A 12,279-nucleotide genomic window follows, 5' to 3' on the forward strand; every position below is an offset into this window, starting at 1 on the left:
CTCTTAATTGACCTGGTGTTCAATTTGATAAGCATCCACATATCCTGTAGCCTGTGGTGCTGTTCTGGTAGCATATAGACCCATTGTACAGCCTACAAAACCACCAGCAATTTCTGTACTTAAATAATGAATAGCCACCGCTTCTGCGACAAGATGTTCTTCTTCAGCTACAATTACCTTGGCTGTCAATTGTTGCAACGCACCGGTAAATTGCAATACGAAACGATCACCGGTAAAGGTCGTCCTCCCTAGTGTTTCTTCTACGCCAGCTAGAGTACGGATGAGCTGGGCTAGATAGCCATTTTCTGTTTCGGTAATTTCCAAACGTACATGGTAGTCATTGCTTTGAATCAACGCCAAGCCACATGCTTCCCCTTTAGCCAAGGATGGTTGGATATCGACACGAAAATGGTAATTCATCGCTTTTTGTCGTAACCCAATATAAGTGGGTGAAGCCACATCTGATAAAGTCGCTTCCCCGGGTGTCAATCGCAACCAGCCTGGACGAACAGTCCGATTGTAATCAGCAGGATGCGGATTACGCAAATAGACAAAGGCAACGTTTTCTTCAGCCAATGAAAACTGGCTTGTTTCTGGGACTGGACTGAGGGGCAGTGCATGTTCTTGGACGTCTAAAAGCTGCCCATGACCTGGATTGACTACCGGCCAGCCGTCTTCCCAGACAACTTCAGCGAGAAACGTTTCACGTCCAAGATTGCTGTAACCTTCATAGTTTCGACTAGCCAAACAAGTCATATACCACTTGCCTGTTGTCGTTTCTACTAAATCCCCATGCCCGACATTGCAAACAGGAAAATCTTTACCCAAATGTCGATGAGTCAAAATAGGGTTATTGGGATTTCCCAAATAAGGCCCTGCCACTTGTTGACTTCGAGCAATCGTCACACAATGGTTAAAGCCAGTTCCCCCTTCCGCAATCATCAGATAATAATAGCCGTCTTTTTTATAAAGATGTGGTCCCTCAGGCCAAACTACATCTCGCATAGCACCTTTCCACAAAGAAGTACTCACACCAATCAGACGCATGGTATTTAGATCAAGTTCTTGCAACCATACTTCCCAATCACCATTGTAAGTGACACCTTTTGGATTCGGGCGCGTGCCTACATAATAACAACGTCCATCTTCATCAAAGAATAGACTGGGATCAATACCTGGAGCATCTTCTAAATAATAGGGATCAGACCACGGCCCCTTGGGATCGGTTGCTGTCACCACAAAGTTGCCACCATGGGTAACATTGGTGGTAATCATATAGAAAGTTCCTTCATGGTAACGAAGACAAGGTGCAAATATCCCTTGGGAATGCCCCGCCTGGTCTAAAGGCAACTGGCTATCCCGCTCTAAGACATTGCCAATTTGTGTCCAATTTACCAAATCTTTGCTGTGATAAATGGGAACACCTGGAAAATAAGCAAACGTCGAGGTCACTAAATAGAAATCTTCTCCTACCCCGCAAACGCTTGGATCTGGAGAAAAGCCTTTCAAAACTGGATTAGTAAAAGTATTCATGGTTAGCCTCGTTTCTCATTTTTAATTGCTAAGGAAGAGGGACACCAGCTAGCATCCCTGAAATAAGGCGCTATTAAAATGAGTCAGCTAGTTCAGTTTGTATGCTTTACTAACTTTCTAAATGATAAAACACCTCTTGACACAAGTCAACCGCTTACAGAACAATTTTTTTGTTTTTTTTGCTACACCACTATCCGTCTATTAACCACTAATGAACAACTATGCACGAACCCTTTACTCCTTAAAAAAAGTCGGTCTCGCCCCCCAACAACTTCATCAGGTTATAGCGAAACCGACAGACAAAAAATTCGTTTTTCTTTTGACAGGGCTAGTTTAGCTACCGTCATACTATTTTCTAAAGACTAAAGTTCTTTTTTACCTCAAAACCTTCGTATATCCCGCGTCAGATGGCCTCGTATTTATTTTTCAAGGCTTGAAAGCGTAGAACCCTTTATAAGCGTAACTTTATGGATATACTTTACGCCCTGCTTGATCGGCAATACCCGATTTTCGCCAGAAATAAGTATTGATTTGATCTCGCCACTCCACTGCCAGTTCTCGTTGCCATTGCAGCAACTCTTTGACATTTTGATAAGAATTCTGGTCAACATGAGGACCGATTTCTTCCCAAACAGCTTGATAGTCCTCAACTCGTTTAACACCTTCAAAATGCGTATCATAGATGTCTTGAATCAGGGTTTTGCTATTGTGTAGTCGATGCGTGTAAGGTACATGGTGAAACCATAACAACAACTCATCGGGACAAGTTGTTAAGTCATTAAAGTAATCTCGGATAGCTGGCGCATATTGTGACACGTAATCCGTTCCTGAAGTTGTTCGATCATTGCCAATACCCAGATGGTCAGCAAAATGATACGTTCCCCACCGATCATATTCATAACCATCGATATTGGGCCCATCGTGGGTTCTTGGCGTCACCATAAAACCGACACCTCGAGGGGCTGTATACATGCCATAGGTTTCCCGAGAAGTCACCAAAAGATCTGCCAACTTTTTCGTTTGATCCTCAGCTAAATCGAAAGTTAAGCCAATCCAACGTTGGGCACAGTCTTGGGTGGTCAGCTGATTGTTCCAACACAGTTTGCCATAACCATAGAGATTGATTTGCATCAGCTTATGGCCAGTCCAGTTTTCTGACATGCCCACCACTCCTACGGCACAAATACCACTGTAAGCTGGTTGTGGTGAAGTGTTTTTCAATAATTCCTTCACTTGGCCTGGTACGTCTTCATTGCGACAATCAAAATCCAATGCTTCTTTCCACACGGGCAATTGATAATAAACGGCTTTTTGATGCCCCGTATATTCCTGAGTCAATTGAAACTCAATGATATGATTGGTCTTTCGCAACCCACTCAACAAAGGAGAAGTGGGCTCTCGCACTTGGAAATCCAATGGGCCAAGCTTAATTTGTAGGCTAACATTTTCAACAAATTTCCCATCCAAAGGCATAAAATGATCATACGCTGCTTTGGCACGGTCAATGCTACGGTCCCGCCAGTTTTGCTGATGATTATAAACAAAACAACGCCATACCAAATGTCCACCATGAGGTTGCAATAGCCTGCCAAACATATTGGCCCCATCATCATGCCCACGACCATAAGCAAAAGGCCCTGGTTCCCCTTCCGAATCCGCTTTCACTACAAAGCCCCCAAAATCAGGAATATAACGATATAAAGCATCAATTTTTTCTTGCCAGAAAGCGATGACTTCTTTAGCAAGAGGATCCGCTGTTTCCAAACCACCAATCGCTTTAGGGGCGGCAAAGTTCACACTAAGGTATAGCTTAATTCCGTAAGAGCCCAAAATTTCATCAATAAGTCGCAATTCGCCAAAATGCTCCTCGCAAATGAGGGCTTTGGCTGCACCACGAACATTCACGTTATTAATTGAGATAGCATTAATTCCCACAGATGCTAAAAGACGAGCGTAGGACTCAATCAGTTGGTAATCCTTACGAAATTCATTGTCTTTAAAGAAAATGGAATCTCCGGCATAGCCTCGTTCAATTGTTCCATCCATATTATCCCAGTGATTAATCATCCGTAGCGCTTGGTCTGGCACACTTGTAAAAGAAGTGAAATCTTCTCCCAATATCAATTTTTCATACAAGGCAAATAAGCCATAGAGTAAGCCTTTTGTCGTATTACTCTGAATAGCAACATGATTTTGCTCCCCTTTTACTCGATAGCCTTCCCTTCCCAAACACTCTTCTGTTACAAGTGAAAAGGCCAAGTCCCCTTCACTTGCTACTTCTTTTGTCAAATTCAGTAATGTGCCTACTTCTCGGCGAATACTTCTTGCCACTAAATCATCCGCAGGCAATGAGAAATGTTGAAAATAATGACTGGCTACTTTTCGTAACCAACATAAATCGCGAGTCATCAGTCCACCTAACCTTCATTAATTTTTTGTACAAGAAAAGGGGCCTAAGAAGACCCCTCATCATTTAAACGGCTTATAAATAATCGTTCAAGATATTTTTCACATATTCGATATGGCTAGATTTCAGGACTGGATCTTCATGGCTAACAGCATAATCGTATAAGCTTTCCAAGTCTTCTTCATCCTTCATGATTTTTTTGCCGAGGCCTTCGTTAAAGGAAGCATAGCGTTCTTCTTTCAAATCATCGAAGAAACGATCTTCTTTTAATTTCGCTGCATTTTTCAAACCGCGAGCGAAAGTATCCATCCCAGCAATATGAGCCAAGAACAAGTCTTCTGCTTCGAAAGCGGAACGACGTACTTTGGAGTCAAAGTTGATCCCACCAGGAGCGATACCGCCATTTTCCAAGACTTCGTACATCGCCAAAGTCACGTCCATGACATTGGTAGGGAATTCATCCGTATCCCAACCTAACAAAACATCCCCTTGGTTGGCATCCAATGAACCCAATGAATCGTAGCAACGTGCCACTGCAATTTCGTGTTCAAATGTATGACCAGCTAAAGTAGCATGGTTCGCTTCCAAGTTCAACTTGAAGTCGCCTTCTAAACCGTAATGTTGGATAAAGGCCATCGTAGTCGCTGCATCAAAGTCATATTGATGTTTTGAAGGTTCTTTTGGTTTTGGTTCCAACAAGAACTGTGGTTTGTGACCAATTTTTTCACCATAAGCAATCGCCATTTTGAAAAGACGAGCTATATTGTCTTGTTCAAGTTTCATGTTGGTATTCAGTAAAGTTTCGTATCCTTCACGGCCACCCCAGAAGACATAGTTTTCACCGCCAAGTTTTTTGGAGATGTCTAAGCCTTTTTTCACTTGTGCTGCAGCAATCGCATAAACTTCAGCGTTATTTGTTGAAGCCGCGCCGTTAACAAAACGTGGATTAGAAAACATGTTGGCAGTGTTCCAAAGCAATTTAATCCCTGTTTGATCCATTTTTTCTTTGATCAAGTCAGTAATTTCATCAACATTTGCAAAGAATTCTTCTAAGCTATCGCCTTCTGGTGCGATATCTACATCATGGAAACAGAAGTATTCTGCGCCTAATTTTTCGCAAATTTCAAAGAAGGCTTCTACCCGATTTTTGGCAGTTTCCATTGGCGTTTCACCAAACCAAGGGCGTTGGTTGACTGGATTACCAAATGGATCCGAACCATCTTGAGTCATTGTATGCCAATAAGCAATGGCAAAACGAAGATGATCCTTCATTTTTTTGCCCATCACTACTTCATCTGGATTGTAGTGGCGGAATGCAAACATATTTTTTGTGTCTGTGCCTTCATATTGAATCTTGTCGATACTTGGAAAATAACTCATTGAAAATCCCTCCATCAAATAGGTTGTTTAGCTTAACTAACTAACTCTATTAAAGAATAGCGCAACCTTTTTTAAATGTCAACCGCTTTCACGTATCTTTTTTTCAGTTTTTTTAAAGAAATGCGCTACTCCCAAAGCTACCTTCATCCCCTCCTATCAATTAGAAAACAAGATTGCCTTGCTACCGGAGAATCAGCCGGATTGTAGACTTGGTATTATGGAGTTTTCACTTGTGAAAACTTTATAATACCAAGTCTAAAAAAAGGCAAGCCCTCTTTCAAGGTTGCTTGCCTTTACGCTTTTGTATTTAAGCTTGCTAGAAAAGTTGATTACTCCACCTTAGCCGGCTTTTCCTGATGCATCCAAGCTGGCAAATGAAATTCTTGTACGATACCGATGAGTTGTCCTGAAAGTATGACTGTCAGCAATGAAAAACCAATGCGATTCAAGGGAATATAGCTCAAAGACAATACCAAGACGACCAAATCACTAGCAAGGTAGGCCCACTGAATTTTCATTTTAAAAACTTTGGCAATACTCATGGCCATAGCATCATCTCCACCCGGGGCACCACCTGCTCGAACACAAAGCCCACAGCCACCCCCGACAAAGATAGCTCCTACTACTGCTGCCAAAAGGGGCGTATCACCGATATGGGGCCAAAAAGGTCCGATTGCTTCAAAAAGACTATAGCTAGCAGAAAAACCCACAGAAGCGACAATGGAATAAAATATGAACTCTCGCCCTAATATTTTCCAGCCAGCCGCATAACATAACATATTGAAGATGAACCCAGTGATTGCTGGTGACAAATGAAACCAATGATCTAGTAACAGGGTCAGCCCCAGACCACCACCTTCAGTCACACCACTGAAGGAATGGATATTAAATAAGCCAAAAGATAAGATTGTACTCCCCAAAAACACCATCGTTAGTGCGCGGGGTTTAATTGTTTTTAACACAGTATTTTTCTCCAAAACAGATAAGTTATTTTTGTTGATGAATGTAACCAGCCTTATTTCACCAATTTGTACTCTTCACAAAACTGAATCAATCGCCGAACGTTTAGAAGGTATCGAGCAAGATATAACGTGACAGTAGATCAAAGAAAAAACAAAGAAAAGAGGGATAGTTAATGAGTACGGTTATTTTAGCTGAAAAACCAAGCCAGGCATTAGCCTACGCAAGTGCTTTAAAACAAAGCACCAAAAAAGACGGTTATTTTGAGATCAAAGACCCACTATTTACAGATGAAACGTTTATCACCTTTGGTTTTGGGCAGAATAAAAATGTAGGTTTTCGGCAATAGGAATTGTCGGCAATCGCCAGTTTAGATTTTATTTCTCATACGATAAGACTTGCCGGTAATCTTGAACACTTTGACATGATGAACCAGTCGGTCAAGGATCGCTGCCGCGATTTCTGGGCTTTGAAACAATTCACCCCATCGAGATAAGACGATATTTGTCGTAATAATCGTAGAGCGGTGTTCATAACGCATGGCCAGAAGCTGGAAGAACAAATCGGCTTCTTGTTTTTGTATCGGTAGATAGCCAATCTCATCAATAATCGACACATCATATCGTGCATATCGGTTTAGTACTCGCTCAAGCGTGCCTTTCTCATAGGCAGCTCGTAAGCGTAAAAGAAGCTCATGACAAGGGATGAATAAAGTCCGGTACCCTTGATGGCAGGCTTCAATTCCTAAGGCAATCGTTAGATGCGTTTTCCCAACTCCTGGGCTCCCAATAAAGACCAGGTTCTCATGCTTTTCTACGAAACCCATGTGCTTTAAATCCAGCAGTTCACGTTTATTAATACTTGGCTGGAAGGTAAAATCAAATTCCTCTAGACTGGTCCGTTTAGGAAAGCGCGCTCGCTCTATCACGCGATTCATTTTCTGGTTATGTTGATGATTGACTTCCTTTCGCGTTAATTCCAGAAGAGCTTCCGTCAAGGAAAGCTCCTCTCGATTGGCAACCTCGATATAATTGGGAACATACTCCCGCATGTGATTCAAACCGAGCGTTTCTAGGTTGGTCATCAGTTCTTGATAATGGCTATTCTTCATCAGCAATCTCCACCAAATCATATTGTTTTAGACTTTCGCGAGTATAAGCTCTGATGTCATCGTCCTCTTTATGGCTCATGACATCTGACTTTAGGATTTGGAAATAGTCCTCCTCATGATAGTTCAATTGTTTTTTCGTTAAGGGATGCGACCGGATCAGTTCTCCGTTATAATGAATTTGTACTTGGTCTTCCTTGTCGGAGAGCTCGATTTCAACCTCTTTACCGATATAGCGAGGATCTACAGAGTACCTGCATTTACGGAAAACGACCATGGCTTCCTTCGTGACTTTACGGCTAGTAAAGTCCTCAAAATAAGGATTCAAAAGGTTTTTCGGTAATTCATGTAGGTGCTCTTTTTCGTTTGTCCACCAACGCTCATCTGGCGTCTGGTCCGTTGCCTGGGAGACTTCACTATTTAACTCAGAACATAGGTCATTCACTAGATGACATAGCTCTACGGTATCATAAAATTCATGGTTATAGACCTTCAGTCGATCAACAGTTCTGGCTAACGCTTCTACACATCCTTTTGTTTGTGGTCGAAAGGGACGACAGGCAATTGGCGTGAAGCTGGCGTCTTTACTGAAGGCATAAAAGCGTTCGTTGAAATGCGCTTTTGAAAACTGACTGCGAGAATGATCAACCACCGTCTTCATATTGTCGAACCAGATTTCTTTTGGCACACCACCGGTGTGATAGAAGGCATCATCCAGACATTCAAACAGGGTATCTTGCTTACGGTCAAAGGTTAAAGTAATGAATTTTTTCTTCGAGTAAGGAAGGACGTATAAGAAGATATTAAATTCAAAAACTTCTCCTTGATTACTGATTAAGCGCATATCTTCCTTCCAATCAACCTGGGCGGAAAGTCCCGGGTTATGCTCGACACGAATGGTGGCCTTTTGCACTTTTTCTTGTTTGAACTCGCGACAGTAAGCTTTTACTAGGCTGTAGCTCCCGTCAAATCCTTTGCGTTCGATAAATTTGAAGATACTGTAGGCACTACAATGCCCCTTGACTTTGTCTTGGATAATTTCTTTATATGGATCCAACTTGCTTGGACGTTTCTTGCGCGGGGTAGGTGTGGACGTTTCACCCTTAGCTTCTTCGTATGCATTTTTGACTGTTCGATAATCACAGTCATATTGTTTGGCTAATGCGGCATAGTTCGGTTTGATTTCGTTGATCACGTAGATCATCACTCCTTCGCGTATATCTTTTCTCATCCCTGAACCTCCGTTTCATTTGGGATAAGAAGAGCATACAAAAATGTAGGAAAACCAACAATTTTAAATTGCCATTTTCCTACATTTTATCGTTGCCGTTAACATAAAAAGCACTAAAAGTAATAGTATAACAAGAAAAATAGAAACTAATACCCAGTATTTATTTTGGCTAGGAATAGTTATATCTTGTCGGTTAAATGTCTTAGATATATGATCATCTACCTCAAATGATCTCGTCCACTCCCATTTCAATTCTCCAGAATTTGCTTGTAGATGAAGAACATAATTACGTGGGACAAATGACTCACCATTCAAAGGAATTGGAAAGGCAAAATTGGAGTGAGGCACCATTTGCATTCCTGATGCCTCTGTGGAATAGAGGCTTTCTGTTTGATCTTCATTATAAATTGATGCAATAACCTCTAACTGATTAACAAACGTCCCCGATTGATTTTGGATCCGAGCACTGAACACATTTCTAAAGTTTAATTGGTCCGCATAGACATCTAAGAAATCTAGCTCGGGAGAAAGTTGCTCTCGCTTATTCGATACAACAAGACCCATAACATGAGACAGTGTGTTCTCAATAGCCATTGATTCTAAAGATAAAATTTTTTCATTATAATTTATTCTTCAATATTTTAATATAGTAAAAGGATCAAAAACCATTAAGTTTCTGACACCTTTTTATCTGAACATACTCCCAAATACCCCAAGCTAAAAGCTCTTTGAAGATTTAAATCACTGCCGTACTCCAAAACTCCGGTGGAGGAATTGATCCAAACATTAAGAAACAATTCTATCTACTTTGAACAATCGAGTCAGAAGGTAATTGAAATAATCGAATATATTCAAAACGACTAAGACGCTCAAAAGTCTAGTCTCATCTGTTTAGACTGGAAAATACGTCCTACAAGAATCTCTTTTTTCTCGTCATCAATCCGATAAAAAAGAGCATAACTTTTGCCGATAACAATTCGATAAGTTGTAGTCTTCATACCGTATATTTTTGAAACTTCCTCATACATTTTCGGGAACGTCTTAGTAAGTTCTAGCGCCTTCTGTATCGCTCCTACAAATCTTTTGATGCTAGTTTGTGAAAGCAGCAACTCATTTTCCCATTCAGTTATTAAATTTGATAAACTTTGCTGAAAACGCTGGGAATAAACTAGTGTGTATTCTTTCATTTAACTCCAACCATACTTTCCGAAATTCTCTCTCATTTCGGTTTCAGTTACGATCAAACCTTCTTCAAAGTCTTTAAAACTTTCCTCGATCAGCTTTTTATCATGATTCTTAGCTGTTTGAGTTGTATCCAAAATAAATAAGTTCCCTTCCTTTTCTGCTTGAAGAGTATCTCCATTCTTCAATCCAAGTTCCTTAGGCAAAATAATTCCTACGCTGTTTCCAATCTTACGGACTTTAATTGATCGCATACATTTCACGCTCCTTTTCTACTGTTGCACCCATTTCATTATAACAGGTTATAACGAAAATTACTAACCTGTTTGTTCCGCTTTAGGAAAAGGGGAACTTCTCGCACCGTTGATCCCGTACCTCAAACATTGGCAATATGTACATCAAAGCATTCTGAAGCAGTACCTAAGGGGATTTATCCAGTGGTATTTTTTCAAATGATCTTAGAATGGCTCTGGGACAACCAATATATAGCAAAACAAGCGAACCGAGTGAAGGATCACTTCAAACGTTTCAAAAGTATCCATATCTAATTAGCACAGCCAAAGCAAGCATTTCTTTTCCTTATAGGTCCAGTCACCAGTATGGGAGGAGGACAACAGATTGTCAGATCTTACTCTTTGTTCACTTGAAGCTAACTGCCAGAGTTTCTCAAATATTTTTGCGTCTGGTGGATACGCTACTACGTAACCATCAACTATACACGCCACCAAGGAGCGTGATAGATAAATAACATTCTGTTATTGACGCAAACCTTTGAAATACTCCGAAAAAAATTGATTTTGGCCGGGGCTAGTTAAGTGCGCTTCAAAACAGGTTACACAATAAAAATATTCTCAATCTTCAGCTTGACTTATTACCATTAGACTTATTGACAAAGAGTCGAAATAGTTTATCATATCATAGTCCACGTTCATAATGTGACCAAACAGAGAGAATCGTGATCGTTTTACTCTCTTCCTCCACGCTGTATACCAACCTGTGGTTGATATTGAGACACCTTGAACAGTAAGGTAATCCTGTTAATTTTTCGTAAGGTGGCGGTGTTTGAAAAGGATTTTCCTTAACTTTGATCAGTTCATCAAACTTACTAGTTAGATTGATACTCTTCAATTTAGACAAATCTTTGCGAGCATTCTTTTTGATCTTTACATTGTATCCCAATCTATTTCACCTAAATCTTCACTCTCTTCATTCTCAAAGTGTTTGATCCGATCAAGTACACCCACATTTTGTAAGTTGAGTGTTTCTTGTAAGGAGTTCCAATCGCTCTTACTAATCATAATGACGCTTTCTTGCTCTTTTGTATTCGCAATTTCTACAGGTTGACTGTCAGCCACAACATGCTTAATGATTTCATAAAGGTTTTTTCTTACATTTGTTGGTGTAATTACTTCCATGTTTTCTCCTCCTTTTCTTTAAATATCTTAAACATATTATAACGTACGTTAACAAAGAGAGTGAATATACTTAATTTTTCTTACAATTCTTCATATCTTGTAGTAATCGTTTTTTGAGACTTAACTTGTGGTTTCGATTGCTCAAGGTGCTTACTGTTTGCCGTCCTATTTATCCAATGGGCGGTTTCATGTATTGATTCTTGGTCTTTAACAGCTGTCATAGTCATTTTGTCTTCAGCGGCTTGCTTTTTGATTCGTTTATTAATCGAAGAATGCAACAAGAAAAGAAATTGCCAATCACTATTTTGCTTCTAGCATGACTGTCCTTCGTGTCCTGCACAGGAATAAGACTAACTGTATTGAAAAAGAGTAAAAAACGTTTTGATGCTACTTCATTTATTCTTTTGCTCAATCACTACTTCATCTTCATTTATCGGTTCTTCGAATCCTGAAAAAAAACGTTGAAGGATTTCTTCTGTAATAGGAAAAGCGGAATTTGCAGTCTGGACTTTATTTCTGATCGCTAATCGTTTTCGTAAAGTATCATAATCAGCTTTTAGATAGATTACTTTAATCGTCACATCATATGCTGCCAGTAGTTCTCTATAAGCGTCTCGGTGACTTTTAGCCCAAAAACTAGAATCGACAACTACGTTTTTTCCTTCTTGAACAGCCTTCACTGTAAGCTCTTTCAATTTAACTGAAGATAATGAAGAAACTTTTGCATATTTCTCCGAAGGGTAATCAACACCATAAACGCCATAATCTTCCCAAATCAATTCATCTATTGCTAGTCTTACATAGCCTTCTTGCTCTTTTTGTTTTGAGTAAGTGGTTTTGCCTGCACCACTAACGCCACACATCAAAAGTACCTCAACCATTATTCTCCTCCTACCTTTTTCGAACAATAAACAAAGAGAACGAAAAAACCTTATTTGTAATCAACGCTCGTGTTTTAGACCACTGTTCGCCACCCACATCTGATGATACAATGATAACATTGTTTTTATGAACAACAAGCAGATTGGGAAACAATCGCAAGAAAAATAGTAAGTAAAATCAT

13 protein-coding genes and 1 pseudogene are annotated in these 12,279 nt (G+C 40.1%); 2 read left to right on the top strand and 12 right to left on the bottom strand.

The genetic code is table 11. The annotated features are described in order from the left end of the window. Positions 1 to 3: 3 nt before the first annotated feature. The 4 genes from IGJ05_RS07215 to IGJ05_RS07230 all read right to left on the bottom strand — a co-directional run bounded on the left by IGJ05_RS07215 (position 4) and on the right by IGJ05_RS07230 (position 6,282). A complete protein-coding gene (locus IGJ05_RS07215; RefSeq protein ID WP_081117180.1) occupies positions 4 to 1,533 on the bottom strand; it encodes a glycoside hydrolase family 43 protein in 1,530 nt (509 codons plus the stop codon). 465 nt (positions 1,534 to 1,998) lie between these two features. After that, complete coding sequence (locus IGJ05_RS07220; protein ID WP_317726409.1) at positions 1,999 to 3,942, bottom strand: alpha-glucuronidase; 1,944 nt, start codon at positions 3,940 to 3,942, stop codon at positions 1,999 to 2,001. A gap of 73 nt (positions 3,943 to 4,015) precedes the next feature. After that, complete coding sequence (gene xylA / locus IGJ05_RS07225; protein ID WP_438725129.1) at positions 4,016 to 5,320, bottom strand: xylose isomerase; 1,305 nt, start codon at positions 5,318 to 5,320, stop codon at positions 4,016 to 4,018. A gap of 329 nt (positions 5,321 to 5,649) precedes the next feature. Further along, positions 5,650 to 6,282: a YitT family protein gene (locus IGJ05_RS07230; protein ID WP_010747575.1), complete on the bottom strand. Its 633-nt coding sequence runs from the start codon at positions 6,280 to 6,282 to the stop codon at positions 5,650 to 5,652. Positions 6,283 to 6,369: 87 nt separating this feature from the next. Between IGJ05_RS07230 and IGJ05_RS07235 the strand changes: the two are divergent. Further along, positions 6,370 to 6,456, top strand: a pseudogene (locus IGJ05_RS07235) (resolvase); the annotation flags it as partial. Then, on the top strand, positions 6,456 to 6,629 hold the full coding sequence (locus tag IGJ05_RS07240) for a hypothetical protein (protein ID WP_010747574.1): 174 nt from the start codon (positions 6,456 to 6,458) through the stop codon (positions 6,627 to 6,629). The pseudogene IGJ05_RS07235 and the gene IGJ05_RS07240, both read left to right, overlap by 1 nt. A gap of 21 nt (positions 6,630 to 6,650) precedes the next feature. Here IGJ05_RS07240 and istB read toward each other — a convergent pair whose 3' ends face one another. The 8 genes from istB to IGJ05_RS07280 all read right to left on the bottom strand — a co-directional run bounded on the left by istB (position 6,651) and on the right by IGJ05_RS07280 (position 12,097). Further along, entirely contained in the window at positions 6,651 to 7,391 is a 741-nt protein-coding gene (gene istB, locus IGJ05_RS07245) for an IS21-like element helper ATPase IstB (RefSeq protein WP_010747573.1), read from the bottom strand. Then, positions 7,381 to 8,619, bottom strand: a complete 1,239-nt coding sequence (istA, locus tag IGJ05_RS07250; RefSeq protein ID WP_096742316.1) for an IS21 family transposase — start codon at positions 8,617 to 8,619, stop codon at positions 7,381 to 7,383. Before istA ends, istB begins: the two co-directional genes overlap by 11 nt. A 63-nt stretch (positions 8,620 to 8,682) precedes the next feature. Then, positions 8,683 to 9,213 (bottom strand): DUF3324 domain-containing protein, encoded by a 531-nt coding sequence (locus IGJ05_RS07255; protein WP_010747571.1) that lies wholly within the window; start codon positions 9,211 to 9,213, stop codon positions 8,683 to 8,685. A 275-nt stretch (positions 9,214 to 9,488) separates the two neighbouring features. Continuing rightward, positions 9,489 to 9,806 (bottom strand): type II toxin-antitoxin system RelE/ParE family toxin, encoded by a 318-nt coding sequence (locus tag IGJ05_RS07260; RefSeq protein ID WP_225001468.1) that lies wholly within the window; start codon positions 9,804 to 9,806, stop codon positions 9,489 to 9,491. Beyond that, the gene (locus IGJ05_RS07265; RefSeq protein ID WP_154694168.1) at positions 9,807 to 10,055 is read right to left on the bottom strand and encodes an AbrB/MazE/SpoVT family DNA-binding domain-containing protein; all 249 of its coding nucleotides are present in this window, start codon (positions 10,053 to 10,055) and stop codon (positions 9,807 to 9,809) included. 661 nt (positions 10,056 to 10,716) lie between these two features. Beyond that, entirely contained in the window at positions 10,717 to 10,980 is a 264-nt protein-coding gene (locus tag IGJ05_RS07270; protein WP_225001469.1) for a Txe/YoeB family addiction module toxin, read from the bottom strand. Then, entirely contained in the window at positions 10,965 to 11,216 is a 252-nt protein-coding gene (locus IGJ05_RS07275) for a type II toxin-antitoxin system Phd/YefM family antitoxin (RefSeq protein ID WP_317726403.1), read from the bottom strand. The genes IGJ05_RS07270 and IGJ05_RS07275 overlap by 16 nt, the downstream gene beginning before the upstream one ends. Positions 11,217 to 11,608: 392 nt before the next feature. Further along, a complete protein-coding gene (locus IGJ05_RS07280) occupies positions 11,609 to 12,097 on the bottom strand; it encodes an AAA family ATPase (RefSeq protein WP_010747569.1) in 489 nt (162 codons plus the stop codon). Positions 12,098 to 12,279: the final 182 nt, after the last annotated feature.

Source organism: Enterococcus sp. AZ167, from assembly GCF_051714025.1.
GTDB classification, from domain to species: Bacteria; Bacillota; Bacilli; order Lactobacillales; family Enterococcaceae; genus Enterococcus_D; species Enterococcus_D casseliflavus.